Raw genomic sequence first — 20199 nt, 5'->3', positions numbered from 1 at the left:
CGCCTCAGCCGAGGTCGCCGGTGCGGGCCCGCCGCCACAGGTCGACGTCGCCGTCGACGACCGCGTACTTGTCGATCTCGGCCAGTTCGTCGTCGCTGAAGGACGGGTTGGCCAGGGCGGTCACGTTCTCCTCCAGCTGCTCGGGGCGGGAGGCGCCGATCACGAGCGAGGTGACGCGCGGGTCGCGCAGTGCCCAGGCGAGCGCCATCTGCGCCAGGCTCTGGCCCCGGCGGGCGGCGATGCCGTTCAGGGCGCGCAGCCGCCGGACGGTGTCCTCGGTGAGCCAGCCGGTCGCGAAGGACTTGCCCTGGGTGGCGCGGGACCCCTCGGGCACGCCGTCGAGGTAGCGGCCGGTGAGCAGCCCCTGGGCCAGCGCGGTGAACCCGATGACGCCGAAGCCCTCGTCGGCGGCCGCGTCCAGCAGACCCTCGGTCTCGATCCACCGGTTGAGCATGTTGTACGACGGCTGGTGGATGAGCAGGGGGGTGCCCAGGTCGCGGAGGATCGCCGCGGCCTGCCGGGAGCGTTCGGCGTCGTAGGAGGAGATGCCGACGTAGAGCGCCTTGCCCTGCCGCACCGCCGTGTCCAGTGCCGTCATGGTCTCCTCCAGCGGGGTGGAGGCGTCCAGGCGGTGGGAGTAGAAGATGTCGACGTAGTCGAGACCCGTCCGCTTCAGGGACTGGTCGAGGGAGGCGAGCACGTACTTGCGGGAGCCGCCGCCCTGGCCGTAGGGGCCGGGCCACATGTCCCACCCGGCCTTGGTGGACACCACCAGCTCGTCGCGGTACGGCGCCAGGTCCTGCCGCAGGATCCGGCCGAAGTTGATCTCGGCGGACCCGTACGGCGGACCGTAGTTGTTGGCGAGGTCGTGGTGGGTGATGCCGAGGTCGAAGGCGCGCAGGGCGATCCGCCGCTGGGTCTCGAACGGCTTGTCGTCGCCGAAGTTGTGCCAGTAGCCGAGGGAGAGCGCGGGCAGGTCGAGCCCGGAGCGTCCGGTGCGGCGGTACTGCATGGTGCCGTCGTAGCGGCTGGGGTCCGCGACGTGGTTCATGGGGGTTCTCCGGTGGGGAAGCGGGTCGGACGGCCCGTGCCACCTGACCGTCCGGCCGCGGCGGCATCGCGGGCGCCGTCAGTTTCTCACCGTCGTCGGCGACGGCGTGATCCACCCGGTCCGGTCAGGTGGAGATGGTGGTGACCGCGTCGACTCCGTAGGTGCGCGCGTAACCGTTCTCCGTGCCCACCAGGAGGTCGACGACCTCGAAGTACCGGTCCCAGAAGGGCGTCTCGCGCAGGGCGTCGACGAGGAGCTGGTAGGCGTGGTGGTCGTCGGCCTCCCAGACCCACACGTCGGTGACGCGGGCGGAGTAGAACTCCGTGTCGTAGAAGCGTGACCGGACGCCGGTGGTCCTGGCCTTCACGACGGGGACGACCTCCGTGGTGAAGGCGTGCACCCGCTGCTCGACGGTCAGGGCGAGCCACTCGGGTGTGGTCTTGACGAGCATGAACGCGGTGACCGGGGTGTGGGCCGTCTCTTCGGGCATGGTTGCTCCCTGTTCCGGGGTGAGAGTGAGTGTGAGGGCTGGGGGTGGGGGTGGGTGAGGATTCAGGACAGGACCACGGGCCCGAGGGTCCGGGCGACCCAGTCCTCGAAGGTGGTCGGGGTGGCCGTGTCCGGGGTTCGGGTGACGCCCGTGTCGAGGCCGTCGTCCTTGGCCCGCTTCATGTCGACGACGCCGTCCACGAACTCCCGGTCCAGGCCGTGGCCGACGAGGGCGGCGCGCAGGTCGCCGAACGTCTGGCGTTCGTAGCGGACGGGGCGGCCGAGCTGTTCGGTCATGATGCGGGCCAGGTCGTTGGGTGACAGGTCCCGCGGTCCGAGCACCGGGACGCTGCCGGTGCCGGTCCACGACCGGTCGAGCAGGAGACCGGCGGCCACGGCGGCGACGTCGGCGACGGCCACGAGCGGGGCCTTGCGCTCGGCGTCGACGACGTCGGTGAAACAGCCGCGCTCCCGGATCGAGCCGGCCTCCTCCAGGAGGTTCTCGAAGAACGACGGGTTGGCCAGGGCCCGGTAGGCGACGCCGGTTTCCGCGATGAGGTCGTCCACGGCGAGGGACGCGGTGACGAGCCCCGCCCGGGCCGCGACCGGGGTGCCGCGGCCGAGTGCGGAGACGCCGACGACGTGGCCGACGCGGTGCGCGGCGAGCGCCTTCGCGGCGGGCCGGGTGAACCCCCGGTAGCCGTCGTCGGGGGCGCGGGAGGAGTCCGGCGGGACGAGCCAGAAGACGGCGTCGGCGCCGTCGAAGGCCCGGTCGACGACGGCGGGGTCGCCGTGCGATCCGGTGACCACCTCGACGCGCTCGCGCACCGGGGCGGCCAGGCGTCCGGGGTCGCGCACGATCACGCGCAGTTCCTCGCCCCGGGCGGGGGCGGAGTCCAGGAGCAGGGGCAGCAGTCGGCGCCCGATGTTCCCGGTGGGGGCAGTGATGACGATCATGAGAACCTCGTGGGTCGTTCCGTTCGGGTACGCCCACATCCTGCGGAGCCACGAGGCGTTGCCACAATGGGAACTTCAGCAAGGCATTGTTGCCCGGAACGGAATAACACTGGTGAACAGCACAGACCGGATCGCGCCGGTCATCGACGCCAACCTCGCCGTGGCGCTCGACGCCCTGCTCGCCGAGCAGAGCGTCACCCGCGCCGCCGCCCGCCTGCGCACCTCCCCCGCGGCCATGAGCCGCACCCTCGGCCGCCTCCGGCGGATCCTCCAGGACCCCCTGCTGGTCCGGGCGGGCCAGACCATGGTGCCGACCCCGAGGGCGCTGGCCCTGCGGGACGAGGCCGCCACCGTCGTACACCGGCTCGGCGCGCTGCTGACCCCGGCCACCGGCGTCGACCCGGCCACGCTGCGCGGCACCCTCAGCCTCCAGGCCGCCGACCTGGTCGGCGCGGCCCTCGCCGCCGGTCTGCTGACGCTGGCCGGGCAGGAGGCGCCGGGGATCTCACTGCGCTTCCGGGCCGAGGAACTGGAGGCCGGACCGGCCCTGCGCGACGGCCGGGTGGACCTGGAGGTCGGGGCGATCGACCACGTGGATCCCGAGACGCTGGTCGAGCAGCTGGTCACCCTGCGGATGACGGCCGCCGTCCGGCCCGGCCACCCGCTCGCCGAGGGGACCCTGACCCCGGCGCGGTTCGCCGCCGCCGAGCACGTCGCGGTCAGCCGCCGCGGCCGGTTCGACGGTCCGGTCGACGCCGCGCTCGCCGAGCACGGCCTCAGCCGCCGGGTCGCCGTCGTCCTCCCGGGGCATCTGGCCGCACTGTCCCTCGCCGCCCGCACCGACGTCGTCGCGCTGGTGCCCGCCGCACCGGGCGGCGACTCCTCACCCAGCCCCCTCACCGAACAGGCCTCGGTCCTCGGACTGCGGCTCCTCGACATCCCGCTGCCCCTGCCGCCGGTGACCATCGGCATGGCCTGGCACCCCCGGCACACCTCCGACGGCGCGCACCACTGGCTGCGCGCCGCGGTCCGCCGGGTGCTGCGCGCCGAGCCGTCCGGCCGGCTCGGGTAGCCGGGTGGCGGGGTGGCGGGGTGGCGGGGTGGCGGGGTGGCGGGGCAGGGTGCCGATCCGCCTTCCCCACCGCCGCACCCGCCGCACCCGCGTCCCGCAGCCCCCCGCACGCGCACCCGCACCCGTCGCTCGCTCCGCTTGCGGGGGCCGGGCGGCGGCGGAGACTGATACGGACGACGGCACTCCGGAAGGCCTGGACGGATGGGCGAGCACGCGGTGCGTCCCGGCGCCGGGACGCGGCACGGCCGACGAGCCGACGGGCCGACGGACTCCGCCCCCTCCTCCCTCCTGCCCGCCCCGCAGTCGCACCCGCACCCGATTGGCGCGGCCGCTCCAGGGCACACGTGCGGCGGGAACCGCGCGGGCCGGGGGACGGCCCGGGCGTCGGCGGATCCGCTCTGCCGGGCAGGGCGAAGAGGGTCCCGTGCCCCGTGTCCGAGTCGCGCGGCCCCTGGGCGTCAGCCACTCCCCGACGAAAGGCAGTCTCATGACGGACACCCCGCCTGCCACCACCACGGACTCCGGCGCACCGGCGGAGAGCGACGAACACTCGCTCACCGCGGGCCCGGCGGGTCCGGTCCTCCTCCAGGACGCCTACCTCATCGAGCAGATGGCGCAGTTCAACCGGGAGCGCATCCCCGAACGCCAGCCGCACGCCAAGGGCAGCGGCGCCTTCGGCCACTTCGAGGTGACGCACGACGTGAGCGCCTACACCAAGGCGGCCGTCTTCCAGCCGGGCACACGGACCGAACTGGTCACCCGCTTCTCGACCGTCGCGGGCGAGCGCGGCAGCCCGGACACCTGGCGCGACCCGCGCGGCTTCGCGGTGAAGTTCTACACCAGCCAGGGCAACTACGACATGGTCGGCAACAACACGCCGGTGTTCTTCGTCAAGGACCCGATGAAGTTCCAGCACTTCATCCGGTCGCAGAAACGCCGGGCGGACAGCAACCTGCGCGACCACGACATGCAGTGGGACTTCTGGACGCTCTCGCCGGAATCCGCGCACCAGGTCACCTGGCTCATGGGGGACCGCGGCATCCCGCGCACCTGGCGCCACATGAACGGCTACACCTCCCACACCTACATGTGGATCAACGCCTCGGGCGAGCGCTTCTGGGTGAAGTACCACTTCAAGACGGACCAGGGCATCGAGTACTTCACCCAGCACGAGGCCGACCAGATGGCGGCGGCCGACACCGACTACCACATGCGGGACCTCTTCGAGCACATCCGCGACGGCGACTTCCCGAGCTGGACGCTGCACGTGCAGGTCATGCCGTACGAGGACGCCGCGGGCTACCGGTTCAACCCGTTCGACCTGACGAAGGTCTGGCCGCACGGCGACTACCCCCTGATCCCGGTCGGCCGTATGACGCTGGACCGGAACCCGACGGACAACCACGCCGAGATCGAGCAGGCGGCCTTCCAGCCCAACAACCTGGTCCCGGGCATCGGCCCGAGCCCGGACCGCATGCTGCTGGCCCGGCTCTTCTCGTACGCCGACGCCCACCGCTACCGCATCGGCGCGAACTACCAGCAGCTTCCCGTGAACGCCCCGGTGGTCGACGTCCGCACCTACTCCAAGGACGGTGCGATGGCCTACCGGAAGACGACCGACCCGGTCTACGCGCCGAACTCCAAGGGGGGTCCGGCCGCCGACACCGAGCACTTCGGCACGCCGCCCAGCTGGGAGACGGACGGGTCCATCACCCGCACGGCCTACGTCAGCCACGCCGAGGACGACGACTGGGGGCAGCCGGGCACCCTGGTGCGCGAGGTGCTGGACGACGCGGCCCGGGACCGGCTGGTCGACAACGTGGTGGACCACCTCCTCAACGAGGTGACCGAACCCGTGCTGCAACGGGCCTTCGAGTACTGGTCGAACATCGACAGGACCATCGGCGAGCGCATCGCCAAGGGGGTGCGGGCGAAGGCGGGCGAGAAGGACTTCAAGGCCGCCGAACAGCGCAACCCGGCCAGGCAGTCCATGCAGGACAAGGCCTGATCCCTCTCGCGGTTCTCCGCTCCCGCGGGGCGTGCGCCGGCCGGCGCGCGCCCCGTTCCCGCTCGCCGACGGGTTTCCGCGGCTGGTGATTCTGCCGATGGCGCCGGTGCCCCGCACCAGGACTCTGATCGGGTCAGGTACCCGAATCCTCTCCTGGAGGGCTCCATGCGTCGTCGTTCCCCACGCCGGCTTCTCGGTGTTCTCGCGGCCGCCGCGGTCGTGTTCGGCCTCCTCTCCTCCGCGCCGACGGCCGGTGCGGCCACCCCCACGGGCACCGCGGTCGCCACGGCCGCCCGGCCGCTGTCCACGAGTACGCCGGTCGTCTTCGTCCACGGCTACACCGGCAGCGCGTCCAACTGGGTCACCGCCATGAGCGTCTTCCGGCTGAACGGCTGGTCCGGCTCCGACCTCTTCGCCTACGAGTACGACTCCTACGGCGACAACGTCGCCAACGCCCGGGGCCTCGCCTCCTTCGTCGACGACGTGAAGGCGCGGACCGGCGCGAGCCAGGTGGCGATCGTCAACCACTCGATGGGCGGGCTCGTCAGCCAGTACTACCTGAAGGTGCTGGGCGGGCACACCAGTGTCAGCCACCTCGCGTCGATCGCCGGAGCGAACCACGGGACGACGTACGCGGGCGCGTGCCTGATCTACACGACCTGCCGGCAGATGTACCCGGGCTCGTCCTTCATCGATCAGATCACGTCGGGTGACGAGACACCGGGCAGTACCCGGTACGCCACCTGGTACTCGGCCTGCGACGGGATCATCCTCCCGTACACCAGCACGCGGCTGAGCGGCGCGGACAACAACAACGTGCTCTGCCAGACGCACATCGGCTACCTGGCGGACACGGTGGTGCTGGGACGGATAGCCCGCTTCGTGGCGTCCTGATCCACGCCGCCCGGACGATCCTCCAGCGATGACAGTCGCTGACATCGCGTGTTACCGTCGATGTCAGCGACTGTCATCGACGGTTCCGGCGCCCTGCGCCCGCCGCTCGCGTCCGCACCCGGCGGACCCGCGGTCGCCATGTACGGACATATCTGGAGGATTCTCATGCGTGTCTTCGTCACCGGCGCCTCCGGCTGGATCGGCTCAGCCGTCGTTCCCGAGCTCGTCAAGGAAGGGCACCATGTCGTGGGACTCGCCCGTTCGGACGCCTCGGCCGGAGCGCTCACCGCGGCCGGGGCCGAAGTGGTCCGGGGCACCCTGGACGACCTCGGCGTCCTGCGGGACGCCGCCGCCGGCTCGGACGGGGTCGTGCACCTGGCCTTCAAGCACGACATCGCGTTCTCGGGGGACTTCAAGGGCGCGGGCGAGGCCGACCGGCGGGCCGTCGAGGTGATCGGCGAGGCGCTCGCCGGGTCCGGCCGGCCGTTCACGATCGCATCCGGGACGCCCTCGGTTCCCGGCCACGTGGCGACCGAACGCGACGGCCACGACCCGGACCCGGCCGCGGCCGCCCGCGGCGACGCCCAGCACGTGCGGGCCGCCACCGCCGAGCTGGCGCTCTCCCTCGCGGCCCGCGGTGTCCGCTCCTCCGTGGTGCGGCTGGCCCCGACCAATCACGGCGAGGGGGACAACGGCTTCGTCCCGGCCCTCATCGGGACCGCCCGCGACAAGGGCGTCTCCGGCTACGTCGCGGACGGCGCCAACCGCTGGTCGGCGGCGCACCGTCTCGACTCCGCGCACCTGTTCCGCCTGGCGCTGGAGAAGGCCCCCGCGGGCTCGACGCTGCACGCCGTCGCGGAGGAGGGCCTGCCCGTGCGGGATCTCGCCGAGGTGATCGGCCGCCGGCTGGGCCTGCCCGTGGTGTCGGTCCCGGCCGCGGACGCGGGCGCCCACTTCGGCTGGCTGGCGGGACCCCTCGCGGCCAACCGCGCGGCCTCCAGCGTCCTGACCCGCGAGCTGCTGGGGTGGGAACCCGTCCAGGTCGGGCTGGTCGAGGACCTGGAGCAGGGCCACTACTTCGCGTAGCCCCGCTCCGCTCCGGTCCCGGCTTCAGACCAGTTCGGGCTGCGGTTCCGCGGGGCGCGACGGTTCCGGCTGCCGCACCGTACCGGCTACGGAGTCCCACCGCCCGGTGGTCCGCACGTACCCGAGGATCACGGAGGCCAGAGCGAGGACGAGCAGTGGCCCGGCGACCCAGGGGTGCTCGGCCATCTCCACCGACAGGTACCGGTACGACACCAGCAGCACGGCGAACACCGTCGTGCCGTGGACGACCAGCCGGACGGCCCCGCGGTCCCAGCCCCGCGCGAAGGCGCGCATCGAGGCCTCGACGGTGAGCGCGAAGACCACGCCGGCGACGAGGTCCGCGCCGTAGTGGTAGCCGAAGCCGAGCGTCGCGGTGAGGGTGGCGACGAGCCAGAACGTGCCCGCGTACCGCATGGGTCGGGAACCCTTGCGGGAGTGGATGAACAGCGTCGTCGCCCACGCCGTGTGCAGGCTGGGCATGCAGTTGCGCGGAGTGATGTCGTCGAACGGGATCGGGTGCGGCGCACCGGTCGGCGGCGGTGTGCCCGGCCACAGGTTGGCCACCGCCCACTGACCGCCCTCGGCGCCGTAGGCGAAGACCGGCCCGACGACGGGGAAGATCATGTAGACGGCGGGCCCGAGCAGGCCGATGACCAGGAAGGTGCGCACGAGGTGGTGGCTCGGGAACCGGCGCTCGGCCGCCACGTGGCGCAGCTGGTACAGCCCGACGAGGGCGGCGGCCAGGGGCAGCTGGCCGTAGACGAGGTGGAGTACGTGGCCGCCGACCGGCTCGGTGGCCTCGACCAACCGGCCGACCAGCCACGAGGGGTTGCCCAGTGCCTGGTCGGCGGTGGCCACGTACGGGTCGAGCACCGTCTTGCGGGTCTCCGAGGTGATGAGCAGCCAGGTGTCGCCCGTCTTGTGCCCGGCGACGAGGAGCAGGCCCAGCCCGGTCCCCTTGAGCAGCAGGGTCCGTTCGCTGCCCGTGCGGCGCGTCACGGCGAGGACCGCGCAGCCCAGGACCACCCACAGCGCGCCGTTGCCGAAGTTCGGCTCGGCGCCGACCGCCCAGCGCACCAGCAGGAAGACGACGTCGATGCCGATGGCCGCGCCGGCCGCGACGAGGCGCTGGCGCCAGGTGAGCACCACCATCGTCAGGGCGAGACCGGCGTACAGCAGGGGCCCCGAGCGCGGGGAGAAGAGCACCTCTCGCGCCTGGTTGGTGATCGGGCCCCGCACGCCGTAGTGACGCGCGGCGATTTCCAGCGCGACGAGGAAACCGAGGGTCACCACACCGGCCGCGGTCCACAGCACGGCCCGCGGCCGGCGCCACACGGCGCACAGGGTGCCGAGGTCTCTTCGCGAGGATATTCGTGTCGGTGTGGTCTTCACTTGTTGGCCCGTTTGCTAGGGGTCGGACAAATCGGTAGCTCGTACGGATCGTCACGAGCCCGAACATGCTAACGGCACCGCTTCGCCGGCCCCGGCCCCGCCGTCAGGCCGTGTGCTGGTACGCCGGGTAGGTCAGGTAGCCCGCGTCACCGCCCTGGTAGTACGTGGCCTCGTCCACCGGTGCGAGGGGGAGTCCCGTGCGCAGGCGCTCCACCAGGTCGGGGTTGGCGACGAAGCCGCGGCCGAAGCTGATGAGGTCCGCCCCGAGCCCGAGCCAGTGGTCGGCGTCCTCGCGGCCGGTCTGCTTGGGACCCATCGGGAGCACCGGGTTCATGACGAGCGCGCCCGGCCAGGCGCGGCGCAGAGCCACCAGCACCTCCTCGCCGGCGGTGGCCTCGAGGTGGACGTAGGCGATCCGGAGCCGCGACAGCTCGGTCAGCAGCTCGGTGTAGAGGTCGAGGACGCCGGTCTCCTCGACGCCCCAGAAGGTCCCCGCCGGGGAGAGGCGGATGCCCGTCCGGTCGGCGCCGACGGCGTCGACGGTCGCGGACACGGCCTCGACGGCGAAGCGGATCCGGTTGGCCACCGAGCCGCCGTAGCGGTCGGTGCGGAGGTTGGCGTTCGAGGAGAGGAACTGCGAGATGAGGTAGCCGTTGGCGCCGTGCAGTTCGACGCCGTCGAAGCCGGCGTCCACGGCCCGGCGGGCGGCCCCGGCGTAGGACTCGGCCTGTTCCGGTACTTCGGCACTCTCCAGGGCGCGCGGCGTCGGTACGGGCTGCGGTCCGGTCGGCGTGAACACCTCCCCGACGGCCGGGACGGCCGAGGGCCCGACCGGCCGCATGCCCGTGGTGTCGGGGTGCGAGACGCGGCCGCCGTGCATGATCTGGGCGAAGATCCGTCCGCCGTTGGCGTGCACGGCGGCGGTGACGGGGCGCCAGGCGGCGACCTGCTCGTCGGTGTGCAGGCCCGGCGTCCCCGGGTTGGACTGCCCGACCGGGCTGGGCTGCACGCCCTCGGAGACGATCAGCCCGGCCGTGGCCCGCTGGGCGTAGTACGTGGCCATCGACGGTGTGGCCAGCCCGCCTGCGGCGGCACGGACGCGGGTCATCGGGGCCATCACCATGCGGTTGGGCAGCGTCAGTGCGCCGAGCCGGTACGGGTCGAAAAGGGACGTCATGTCAGGGCTCCTCAGCCGTTCGGCCCCGGATCTCGGGACCGACGGCTACGCTAGAACCTGACACTGACGTCAGAGGCAAGGAATTGTGCCGCAGATCACAGTCGGGAGTACGGCTTTGCGCATCGGAGAGCTCGCGTCACGGGCCGGGGTCAGCGTCCGGTCCGTGCGCTACTACGAGGACCAGGGCCTGCTGGTCAGCACGCGCAGCGCCGGAGGCCAGCGCCAGTACACGGAGGAGGGGGTCGAGCGGGTCAGGTTCCTCCAGCGGCTGTACACCGCCGGCCTGTCCAGCCGGACCATCGCGGAGCTGCTCCCGTGCGTCGACGCACCGAGCGCGGACCACTCCGACACCGCCCTGGAGCGCATGGCGCAGGAGCGCGACCGGATCTCCGAGCAGATCGAGGAACTCATGCGCACCAGGGACGCCCTCAACTCCCTGATCGACACGGCGCGCGAATACCGGGACACCCGGTTTGCCCAATCTCATTAGGCAGGCTCATAATCTTCCACCGCTGCCGGTGCGACAGGGAGGACGGGTGTGGCTCGGGTAGGACTGACGACCGAGACCTTGATCAGGGCCGGGGCCGAGACGGCCGACGAGATCGGCTTCGAGCGCACCACTCCGACGGAGCTGGCCAGGCGGTTCGGCGTGAAGACGGCGAGTCTGTACGCGCATGTGAGGAACGCCCACGACCTCAAGACCGGGATCGCGCTGTTCGCCCTGGAGGAGCTGGCCGACCTGGCCTCCGAGGCGGTGGCCGGCCGGGCCGGCAAGGACGCGCTGATCGCGTTCGCGAACGTCTACCGCGACTACGCCCTCGAGCACCCGGGCCGCTTCGCCGCCACGCAGTTCCCCCTCGACGCGGAGGCGGCGGCCGCCGGCGCCGGTGTGCGGCACGCCCGGATGTCGCGGGCGATCCTGCGCGGGTACCACCTGGCGGAACCGCACCAGACGCATGCCGTGCGGCTGCTGGGCAGCGTCTTCAGCGGTTACGTCGGCCTGGAGAGCGCGGGGGGATTCAGCCACAGTGCCCCCGACTCCCAGGAGAGCTGGACGGAGATCCTCAACGCGCTGGACGCCCTGCTGCGGACCTGGCCGACCAGTCCCTGACGCTGCCTCCCGGGTGCCGACGGGGCCGTGCCGGGTCTCAGGACCGCGCGGCGGTGAGGGACAGGGCGTACAGGGCCGTCGAGGTGAAGTCGTCCGCCGGTTCCACCGTCTGCCAGGCCCGCACGTCGTCGACGTAGCCGGCGCCGCGGCCGTCGAACTCCGACCACGGCCTGCCGTCCGGGGCGAAGGAGCAGGGGCGGCCGCCCTCGATGGTGCCGCGTTCCTTCAGCAGGCCCGCGTCGTTCGGGCCGTTGACGACGGCACCCCGCAGGATGTCGCCGCGGCCGGTGCGGCTCATGGCCAGGTTGGCCACCTGGTGCTGGAGGCAGTGCGGGTAGAGGTCGCCCGCGCCCACGACGAAGCTGGTGCCCCAGGCGTTGGCCCCGAACACCCACGCCAGTTGCCGCGCGGCGAACTCGTCGTAGCGGTGGTCACCGGTGACACGGGCGTACAGTTCGGCGGTCGCGAGCAGACCGAAGGTGTTCGGCACCGCGTCGAAGTCGCCGGGGACGACTCCCGACCGGAAGGGGTCCCCGGCCGCCCGCTTCCTGCCCGTCTCCACCTGCCGCCTCAGCTCCGCCTTCAGTGCGGCCGCGAGGCCCGGGTCGGGGTCCGCCGAGGTGAGCAGGCCGGCGTGGGCGAGCGCACTGACGTCGCCGGGTCCCAGGGTGCCGCCCCGCTCCTCCTTCAGGGCAGCACGGGCCCAGTCGGCCGCCTCGTCGCGCCACCGCGAGCGGCGGGCGTCGCCCAGCGTGTCCGCGCCGCGGGCGAGTTCGACGGCCGCCCACTCCATGTCGTCGCGCCAGGAGTGCTCCTGGTAGTAGTCCGCGGGCACCGTGGTGACCAGGGCTCCCCGGTCCGGCCGGGTGTCCGCCCGCGCGTAGACGGCGGCCGCCTTGTCCAGCCACTCACGGGCCTGCGCCGGGTCCTCGGCGGCCTCGGTCTGCGCGGCGAGGGCGAAGGCGGCGCTCACCCGTCCCGCGAGGTTGGGGCTGAGCGGCCCGCCCGGTTCGCCGGCCCGGAAGACGGGCCGGTACTTGATCAGGTAGTCGGCGTCCCCCGGCTCCACGGTGAGCCGGTCGTCCTCTTCGGGCAGCCGCCACACGTCGTGGTCGCCGCGCACCCCCTTGCCGCCGGATCCGAGCCCCACCTGCGCGTAGAGCGTGCCCGTCGTCCCGTCCCACATCCGGTCCAGCCACCGCAGACCGTGCCGTGCCTCCTCCCGCAGCCCGGGCACCGAGGGGGTGTCGCGGACGGTGCTCAGCATCTGCCCGACCACGTAGGACGCCGTCTGCGTGAACTTGAGGAAGTCCCCGGCGTCGAACCAGCCGCCCGAGACGTCCACCGGTCCGCCGCTCCCGGCCGGCTCCGGACCGGCCGCCGCCGCATCGGCGCGCGGCGGTTCGTAGACGCGGGCCTCCTGGTCGGTCAGGTGCGAGGGCTCCCGCCCGGTCGCGTCGGTCAGTACGTCCGCGCCGTCCCGCTGGGTGCCGAAGAAGTGCACGGTGTCCGCGCGCAGCGGGTCGAGCAGTTGCCGGGCCGGTGCCACGCGGAAGCGGGTCTCCGGGCCGGCGTCCGCGCCGACCAGCCGCAGCCGGTAGGTGCCGGTGCGGTCGAGCGAGGAGAGGTCGACGGTGCGCACGGCGGTGTACGTGCTGTTCCAGCCGCCGAGCGAGGGGCCGAGACCGCCGTGGCCGGCCGTGTTCCCCCGTTCGTCCAGGACCTCGTACTCGACGTCGGCCAACCGCTCCCGGTCACCCATGACGTAGGCGAACTTCTTCTCGCCGGTCACGTACCCGACCTGGTTCACGCGGACGGCCACCGACCCGCCGGTGCGGCCCCCTGAGCACGCGGTGAGGCAGCAGGCCGCCAGTACGGAGGCGACCGCGGCCGACACGGTGCGGGCCGGCCGCGAGAAGAAGTGGTTCATGGCGGACAGTCTGGTCGATGACACCACCGCGGTGCGGGCCGAGGTGCCGGTCGGAGGCGCGGAGGCGACAGGAACTGGCGTTCGTGCGGGATAGGCTCTGATCCGCCAGCCCACCCGGACCGTCACAGGAGGAGTCGGCCATGGGCCCACAGGACCCGCAGGAGGTGCCGGCCGCGCGGGACACGGCCGAGCGGCTCCGGGCGATCGGCGGCGAGCTGTCGGACCGCTTCTACGAGCGGGCCGACGTGGTGCGGACGCTGCTGGTGGCGCTGCTGGCCGGTCAGCACTCGCTGGTGCTCGGCCCGCCCGGAACGGCGAAGTCCGAGTTGGCCCGGGAACTCACGGGCCGGATCGTGGGAGCGTCCTACTGGGAGATCCTGCTGTCCAAGTTCACCGCGCCGACGAGGATGTTCGGACCCGTCGACGTCGCCGCGCTGGCGCGCGGGGAGTACCGCCAGGTCTACGAAGGGCGCGCCACCACCGCGCACGTGGCGTTCATCGACGAGATCTTCAAGTGTTCCACGGCGGCACTGAACGAGACGCTGGGCTACCTCAACGAGCGGATCTACCACCCCGAGAGCGGGGGCGAGCCCGTCCGCTGCCCGCTCATCGCGGCCATCACGGCGAGCAACGAGCTGCCCGAGGGTGCGGACTCGGCCGCGATCTACGACCGGCTGCTGGTACGGATCGAGGTCACGTACCTGGAGGACCCCTCGAACTTCGCCGCCCTGGTGCGCTCCGCGGTCAGGCGCCCTGCGGCACCGAAGCGGACCACCGTCGAACTGGCCGCGCTGCGGCACGCCGTCGACGAGGCCGTCCCGGCCGTGGCGGTGCCGGACGGGATCGTGGACGCGGTGTGCACCCTGCGGGCCGCCCTGCGCCGCAGGGAACTGATCGCCTCCGACCGCCGCTGGCGACAGGCGGTGGGCCTGCTCCAGGCGTCCGCGTACCTCGACGGCCGTCCCGCGGTCGCCGAGAGCGACCTGTCGGTGCTGACCCATGTGCTGTGGGACTCCGCCGCCCAACGTCCCACGGTCGAGCGCGAGGTGCTGCAACTGGTGAACCCGGACGCCAAGGAGGCACTCGACCTCGCCGACACCATCGAGGAGCTGGAGACCCAGCTCGACGCAATGGCCGGGCAGTCCCGCGAGGCGCTGAGCGAGTGGGTCATCAAGAAGGCGCACAACCAGCTGGCCACCGCGGGCAAGCGACTGGAGCGGCTGCGCGAGGAAGCGGTGGGCGCCGGACGCTCCACCACCGCCATCGACCGGGTCACCGGCCGTCAGCGCGCCGTTCGCGCCCGTGTGCTCACCGAGGCGCTCGGCGTGGACGCGAGCACGGTGCGGGCCCAGCTCTGAGCACGGGAGCGGACGGCACCATGGACGACGACGCCCGGGCGGACGCGGCCGCGGACGTGGACGTGGACGCGGACGTGGACGTGGCCGCGGACGTGGCCGCGGGGGGAACGGCAAGCCGGCCCGACGAGCCGGCGGGCCGGGCCGGGACGGGGCCGGCCCCGTCGGCCGCCGCTCCGGCCGGGCACGCCGGGGCCGTGGTCGCCGACCGTTTCGACCGCGTCGTCTGGCACGACATCTACGGGCAGTCCGCCGCGCTGCGGGAGCTGGCCGGCGAACTGGGCGAGCGCCACGCGCACTCCGCCGACCTCCTCACCGACGCCTTCCTGGCCGCCTACAAGGCGGCCCCGCGGCTGCGCGAGGCCGCCGAGATGGAGCACTCCCGGCTGGTCAACCACCGTGTCGTCGCCGCCCTGCTGGATTCGCCGGGCTTCGCCGAGCTGCACCGGGAGACGGTCGGCGACCCGTACGCCGCCGCCATGGCCGTGCTCGCCCAGGCCGGCGCGCTGCGCCGGATGCTGGACGACGCCCGGCCCGACCGGGACCGCGACGAACGAGCGGACCGGGCGCGGCAGGGCGCCGGGGACGCGGTCACCGTCGGGGCCGAGGCGCCGCGGCAGACCGGCGACGAGGCCGACGGGAGCGACGGGAGCGACGGGAGCGACGAGGACGGCACCGCGCCGGGGCCGGCCGCCGACGCCGTACGACGGACGGACGGCGACGCCGGGGACGCCGCGCGACGGGCTGCCGTGGACGCCGGCCAGGCCCTCGCGGCGGCGGTTCCCGGCGTCCCTGCCGCCGCGCGGGGCGCGGTCGCGAGATCGGCGGCCGGCGCGCGGAAGGAGGCCGCGCTGATGCGGGCCTGGGGCGTCGGTGCCGGCGAGCAGGAGCGGATGTCCTTCGACGAACGCGCCCGGCTGGCCGAGCGGCTGCGCACCGGCCGGCTCGCCGAGTGGGCCGAACTGATCGGCCGTTTCCGGCAGATGGCCGACGGTGAGCGCGCCCGCAAGGTGGAGAACGCCACCGGGGAGCTGATCGGGGTCACGCTCGGCGACGACCTCTCCCGGGTCGTCCCGTCCGAGCTGGCCAGTCTCGGACTGCCCGAACTGCGGGCGGTGTTCGCCGCGCGCTATGCCGCCGGGGAGCTGATGCTCTACGACAGCCGGGGCGAGCAGGCCACCGGCCGGGGCGCCGTCATCGCGTGCGTGGACACCTCGCACTCCATGTACGAGGCGGGGCCCGGCGGCATCACCCGGGAGGCGTGGGCGAAGGCGTGCGCGCTGGCGCTGCTCGACCAGGCCCGGCAGGGGGGCCGCGACTTCGTCGGCATCGTGTTCTCCGCCGCCGACAAGCTCCGCGTCTTCCGCTTCCCGGCCGACCGGCCCGCCGGCCCCGACCGCGTCCTCGACTTCGCGGAGACGTTCCTCGGCGGCGGCACCAGTTACCAGCGGCCCCTGACCGCGGCGTGCGAGCTCCTCGAGGAGGAGTTCAACGACAGCGCCCGCAGGCGCGGGGACATCGTCATGCTCACCGACGACGACTGCGGTGTCACCGAGGAGTGGATGCGCGGCTGGAACGAGGCCAAGCGCCGCCTGGGCTTCCGGGTGTTCGGCGTGGGCATCGGCGCGCCGCGCGTCGCGGCCGCCGGCTCGGTCCTCGAGGCCCTGTGCGACAACCTCCGTTCCGTCGAGGACTTCACCGACGTCCACGCCGCGGCCGACCTGTTCCGCGTGATCTGATCCCCTGCGGCTGCGACCGTTGCGTACCGCGACCGCCACGTACCACCACCGCCACGGTCCGCGACCGTCAGGGCTTGCGGGCCACCGCTCCGTACATCGCGATGTCCTCGTCCCGGATGCCCTGCTCCCCCGTGCCGTCGGGATGCCACTTGTGCACCTGGACGATGCCGGGTTCGGCCAGCTCCAGGCCCTCGAAGAACTCGTGGGCCTCCTCGACGGTCCGCAGCCGCATCGGCATGTCGCGGGCCGCGTACTCGCGTGCGACCCGGCCCACCTCCTCGGGGGCGAACTCGGCGGTGCCGATGGTCATGGCCAGGTGGCTCCCCGCGGGCAGGGGCTCCAGGAGGCGGCGGACGATGCCGACCGCGTCGTCCTCGTCCAGGACGAAGTGCACGATCGCGATCACGGTGAGCGCGACGGGCTCGGTCAGGTCCAGCGTCCTGCGGAACTCTTCGGACTCGAGGACCGCTTCCGGGTGCTGGAAGTCCGCCTCGATGTACGTCGTGCGGCCCTCGGGGGTGCTGGACAGCAGCCCCTGCGACAGGGTGAGGACGATCGGGTCGTTGTCCACGTAGACCACCCGCGAGTCGGGGGCCACCGACTGCGCTATCTCGTGCAGGTTGGGCGAGGTGGGGATGCCGGTGCCGATGTCGAGGAACTGACGGATCCCCGCCTCCTCGGCCAGCCACCGCACCGCGCGGTTCATCCAGTCCCGGTTGGCACGCATGTGGACGGGCAGTGCGGGCCATTCCCGGGCCATCGCGTCGCCCGCCTCGCGGTCGGCGGGGTAGTAGTCCTTCCCTCCCAGGATGTAGTCGTAGATCCGGGCCGAGTGCGCGTGCTCGGTGTCGATCCGGTCGGCCGGCCATCCGCTGTCGGACAACGTCCGCCCCTCTCCGTCGGGTCGTGCGGTACGAGTGGACTCTCGGTCGTGCCCCCGTCGTGCTCCCCCGGTCACAGCTCCTTGCGGAGCGCGCCGAGGAGTTCCTCGGTGCCCCGGGCCGGCACCGCCTGGGCGCCGAGGCGGTCCAGGGCCTCGCGGTAGACCACCACGTCGTCGCCCTTGTCCAGGTAGACGGCGCCCACGAGCCCACCGAGGTAGACGATGTCGGGGAGTTCGGGCGCCCGGAATCTGAACAGGTCGAACGCACCGGCGCGCATGGCCGGGTGGGGGCCGCCCGCGAAGGGCATGATCTGGAGGGTCACGTGGGGCATCCTGCCCACCTCGATCAGATGATCCACCTGCCGGCGCATCACCTCGGCGCCGCCGACCGGCCAGCGCAGGACCGTTTCGTCCATGACGACCCACAGTCGGGGCGGGGCGGAACGGGTGAGGATCTCCTGGCGCCGCATGCGCAGGGCCACCCGCCGCTCGGTGGCCGCGGAGGAGGCGTGCGGGTTGCCCGCACTCAGCAGGGCCCGCGCGTAGGCCGGGGTCTGCAGCAGGCCGTGCACGAACCCGGACTCGTAGGCGCGGATGTGCAGGGCCGCCTGCTCCAGGCTCAGGTAGGCCGCGAACCAGTCCGGCATGACGTCGCGGTAGGTGTGCCACCAGCCCCGCTTGTTCGCCTCCCGCGCCGACTTCAGGAAGGTGTCGATCTCCTGCTGGTCGCGCACGCCGTAGATCTGGAGCAGTTTCTCCACGTCCGGAAGGCGCAGCCGGGCCACCTTCGCCGCCTCGAGCCGACGGATCGTGGAGTGGCTCACCCCGATCGCCTCACCGGCCTGCTCGAACGTGAGACCGGCACGGGTGCGCAGCTCCTCCAGCTGTCTGCCGAGGATCATCCGCAGCACGGAGGGTGCGCCGCCCCAGTCGGTCTCCGCGGTCACACCGTCTCCCTTTCACCGTCCCGCGCGCGGGAGCGGACACACCAGTCTGTCACGGGCGTCACCCCGCCGCAGGAGCATGCCTCCAGACGCCTGCAATTTTCAACTTGGCGGTTGCGGATGGTTGTTGACGGGTGACACAGTGACTTCACCGCCCCCTGCACTTCTCGACCGACGACCAGGACCGCCCCGTTGCGGACACCTCCCCGCCTCACGGCCCCTCGCGCATGACAACGTTCTCCTGCCGTCCGTCGCGGCCAAAGGACACACCCCCCATGGACCCGCAGTACACCCGCGATCCACGTCCGTCCGCGGCCGCCGTCCGCGACCGCTCCCGCCTCTCCGGCGCCGCCGCCCGCCCGCCCCGCCGGCGCGGTCCCGGCCCCGCCCCACTCCGTCTTCCCCCCGGACTGCGCGCCGGGCTGGGGCACGACGCCGTCGGCACCTCCGTGTCCGACGGGGAGCGCATCCTGGCCCGACTGCCGCGCGCCGGCTGCGTGTTCGCCGACGGGGCCCGCTGGTGGTGGATCGTCCCGTCCGGCTCCGACATCGGGATGGCGTGGCCGTCCGGCACCTCCTACGTCGTCGGCGACCCTTCCTGGACGCGGGCGCGGCCCGCCGACCGGCCGACCGGTGCGCGCCTGGTCCACGGCCCCGACGGCGACTCGCCCTACACCGCGCCCATCCCCCTGTACTTCCTGGTCTGCGGGCTCGCCGGGGTGCCGCCGCGCTGGTCCCTGGCCCCCTGACGGGACGCGTGCCCGGGCGGTGCGCTACTCGAAAAACTTGAGGCTCCAGCCGGTGTCACTGGCGGGGCCGGGCACGTTGGCGCGGCTGTAGGTGGTTCCGCCCCACCAGCAGAAGGTGCCGGTGTACCAGTAGCGGTTCTCCCACGCGTACGGCGTCCCCTTCGCGACGGCGTGGAACATCAGGGGGAACCTGGGGCCGGCGGGCGGGCTCGTGGCGATGTCGCCGTCCAGCAGGACGAAGCTGTGGTGGCCTGGCCCGTCGACGTACAGGGTGGGGTCCCAGCCGGCCATCATCGTGGCGCGGTGCGAGCCGAACAGGCAGCCGTTGGACTTGTACCAGTCCCACACGTACGTCGGGTCGCCGCCGGCCCGCAGTCTCAGGTCGGCCAGGCAGTACTGGTCGCTCCAGCTGCCGTTGGCGGAGTACGCGATGTGCAGTTGCCCGTTCGGGTCCTTGACCGGCTCGGGGCCCTCGTTGACGAACGGGTTGCCGACCACCCTTTCCCAGCTCTCGCGGGGCTGCGAGATGACGTACCGCGCGCCGGTCGGCGTGGTCGGGCTGCTCATCCGCGCGATGTAGAGGTTCTGTTCGACGTTGGTGTCGCCGGCCCAGCCCGACCAGACGAACCACCGCTGCCCCTCGAAGGTGAACAGGGTGCCGTCGATGGCCCACTTGTCGCCGGGCAGCGCCAGCTTCGTCTCGGCCGTGTACCCGCTGTCCGCGGTGGCGGAGCCGATGACGTACATCCGGTGGGCCGCCCCGCGACCGGCCGAGAAGTAGATGTAGTAGCGGCCGCCGTCCCGCACGATCTCGGGGGCCCACACCTCGCCGTAGCCGCGGGTGTCCGTCCAGACCTGCCGGGCGGGCGCCGACGCCAGCGCGGCCGGGGAGGAGGCCCGGCGCACGGCGATGCCGCCCCCGGTGGACTGCACCGAGACGTAGGTGCCGCCGACCCGGATCACACTCGGGTCGGCGGCCCGCATGCCGGTCCGGTCCGCCTGCGCGGGACCGGCGGAGGACACCAGGAGCAGGAGCGCGGTCAGCGCGCCGCACAGCAGGGCGGCGACGGCGCCGCGCAGACGGCGGGAGAACTTCCCGGTACCGTTCGGCGCGCTTCCAGGCAGGGGCGGCATGTCCCTCCGCTTCCACGGGGCGTGACGGGGCGTGGTGTACATCGATGGAAGGAGACAGGTCCCCAGGATCGTAATTGACGGCGGACATGTCAATGAGCGCACCGCGACGCCCCGCTCACGCACGGCACACGGAAACGCGGGATACCCCTCCGCTTCACCTTCCGAACCTGGAGGGCCTTCTTCCGATTGATCTCGTTCAACTAGTTGACATGCCCAGGGAAGGACTAC

Annotated in this window: 18 protein-coding genes; 9 read left to right on the top strand and 9 right to left on the bottom strand. The window is 72.8% G+C overall.

The window, feature by feature from the left end; all coding sequences use genetic code 11:
* Positions 1–4: 4 nt before the first annotated feature.
* From mgrA to OHA99_RS35250, 3 genes are all read right to left on the bottom strand, one after another.
* On the bottom strand, positions 5–1051 hold the full coding sequence (gene mgrA / locus OHA99_RS35260) for an L-glyceraldehyde 3-phosphate reductase (RefSeq protein WP_164386074.1): 1047 nt from the start codon (positions 1049–1051) through the stop codon (positions 5–7).
* A 124-nt stretch (positions 1052–1175) separates the two neighbouring features.
* The gene (locus tag OHA99_RS35255) at positions 1176–1541 is read right to left on the bottom strand and encodes a darcynin family protein (RefSeq protein WP_153181470.1); all 366 of its coding nucleotides are present in this window, start codon (positions 1539–1541) and stop codon (positions 1176–1178) included.
* A gap of 62 nt (positions 1542–1603) precedes the next feature.
* Positions 1604–2497: an NAD(P)H-binding protein gene (locus tag OHA99_RS35250; protein WP_405698781.1), complete on the bottom strand. Its 894-nt coding sequence runs from the start codon at positions 2495–2497 to the stop codon at positions 1604–1606.
* Positions 2498–2609: 112 nt separating this feature from the next.
* Here OHA99_RS35250 and OHA99_RS35245 point away from each other — a divergent pair, with 112 nt between their 5' ends.
* The 4 genes from OHA99_RS35245 (at position 2610) to OHA99_RS35230 (ending at position 7557) form a co-directional block, all read left to right on the top strand.
* Positions 2610–3569 (top strand): LysR family transcriptional regulator, encoded by a 960-nt coding sequence (locus tag OHA99_RS35245; protein ID WP_153181468.1) that lies wholly within the window; start codon positions 2610–2612, stop codon positions 3567–3569.
* 487 nt (positions 3570–4056) lie between these two features.
* On the top strand, positions 4057–5577 hold the full coding sequence (locus OHA99_RS35240; protein WP_164386072.1) for a catalase: 1521 nt from the start codon (positions 4057–4059) through the stop codon (positions 5575–5577).
* A 165-nt stretch (positions 5578–5742) separates the two neighbouring features.
* On the top strand, positions 5743–6471 hold the full coding sequence (locus OHA99_RS35235) for an esterase/lipase family protein (RefSeq protein WP_405698780.1): 729 nt from the start codon (positions 5743–5745) through the stop codon (positions 6469–6471).
* A gap of 165 nt (positions 6472–6636) precedes the next feature.
* Positions 6637–7557, top strand: coding sequence for an SDR family oxidoreductase (locus OHA99_RS35230; RefSeq protein WP_405699051.1), 921 nt, complete (start codon positions 6637–6639; stop codon positions 7555–7557).
* A gap of 24 nt (positions 7558–7581) precedes the next feature.
* Here OHA99_RS35230 and OHA99_RS35225 read toward each other — a convergent pair whose 3' ends face one another.
* Both OHA99_RS35225 and OHA99_RS35220 read right to left on the bottom strand, forming a co-directional pair.
* Positions 7582–8892, bottom strand: coding sequence for a phosphatase PAP2 family protein (locus tag OHA99_RS35225; RefSeq protein WP_405698779.1), 1311 nt, complete (start codon positions 8890–8892; stop codon positions 7582–7584).
* Positions 8893–9052: 160 nt separating this feature from the next.
* Positions 9053–10126 (bottom strand): alkene reductase, encoded by a 1074-nt coding sequence (locus OHA99_RS35220; RefSeq protein WP_153181464.1) that lies wholly within the window; start codon positions 10124–10126, stop codon positions 9053–9055.
* A 115-nt stretch (positions 10127–10241) separates the two neighbouring features.
* On the opposite strand from OHA99_RS35220, the gene OHA99_RS35215 reads away from it, so the two are divergent.
* Positions 10242–10616, top strand: a complete 375-nt coding sequence (locus OHA99_RS35215) for a MerR family transcriptional regulator (protein ID WP_153181463.1) — start codon at positions 10242–10244, stop codon at positions 10614–10616.
* Between the two features lie 48 nt (positions 10617–10664).
* Positions 10665–11237 (top strand): TetR/AcrR family transcriptional regulator, encoded by a 573-nt coding sequence (locus OHA99_RS35210; protein ID WP_087792508.1) that lies wholly within the window; start codon positions 10665–10667, stop codon positions 11235–11237.
* Between the two features lie 37 nt (positions 11238–11274).
* On the opposite strand, the gene OHA99_RS35205 is transcribed toward OHA99_RS35210, so the two are convergent.
* Positions 11275–13167, bottom strand: coding sequence for a glycoside hydrolase family 9 protein (locus OHA99_RS35205; RefSeq protein WP_194280227.1), 1893 nt, complete (start codon positions 13165–13167; stop codon positions 11275–11277).
* Positions 13168–13307: 140 nt separating this feature from the next.
* Between OHA99_RS35205 and OHA99_RS35200 the strand changes: the two genes are divergently transcribed.
* Both OHA99_RS35200 and OHA99_RS35195 read left to right on the top strand, forming a co-directional pair.
* Positions 13308–14525 carry an AAA family ATPase gene (locus tag OHA99_RS35200; protein WP_405698776.1) on the top strand — a complete coding sequence of 406 codons (1218 nt, stop codon included), beginning with the start codon at positions 13308–13310 and terminating at the stop codon, positions 14523–14525.
* A 20-nt stretch (positions 14526–14545) separates the two neighbouring features.
* On the top strand, positions 14546–16261 hold the full coding sequence (locus OHA99_RS35195; RefSeq protein WP_405698774.1) for a VWA domain-containing protein: 1716 nt from the start codon (positions 14546–14548) through the stop codon (positions 16259–16261).
* 67 nt (positions 16262–16328) lie between these two features.
* Here the strand turns inward: OHA99_RS35195 and OHA99_RS35190 are convergent, their stop codons facing one another.
* Positions 16329–17144: an SAM-dependent methyltransferase gene (locus OHA99_RS35190; protein WP_165686989.1), complete on the bottom strand. Its 816-nt coding sequence runs from the start codon at positions 17142–17144 to the stop codon at positions 16329–16331.
* Positions 17145–17215: 71 nt separating this feature from the next.
* On the bottom strand, positions 17216–18091 hold the full coding sequence (locus OHA99_RS35185) for a helix-turn-helix transcriptional regulator (protein WP_153181459.1): 876 nt from the start codon (positions 18089–18091) through the stop codon (positions 17216–17218).
* A gap of 272 nt (positions 18092–18363) precedes the next feature.
* Between OHA99_RS35185 and OHA99_RS35180 the strand changes: the two genes are divergently transcribed.
* Entirely contained in the window at positions 18364–18837 is a 474-nt protein-coding gene (locus OHA99_RS35180; RefSeq protein WP_153181458.1) for a hypothetical protein, read from the top strand.
* Between the two features lie 24 nt (positions 18838–18861).
* On the opposite strand, the gene OHA99_RS35175 is transcribed toward OHA99_RS35180, so the two are convergent.
* A complete protein-coding gene (locus tag OHA99_RS35175) occupies positions 18862–19971 on the bottom strand; it encodes a glycoside hydrolase family 43 protein (protein ID WP_282881393.1) in 1110 nt (369 codons plus the stop codon).
* Between the last annotated feature and the right edge of the window lie 228 nt (positions 19972–20199).

The organism is Streptomyces coelicoflavus, assembly GCF_045041415.1.
Classification (GTDB): domain Bacteria; phylum Actinomycetota; class Actinomycetes; order Streptomycetales; family Streptomycetaceae; genus Streptomyces; species Streptomyces coelicoflavus.
The sequence above is the reverse complement of the archived record's forward strand: the minus strand, read 5'-3'. Positions and strand labels throughout refer to the sequence as shown.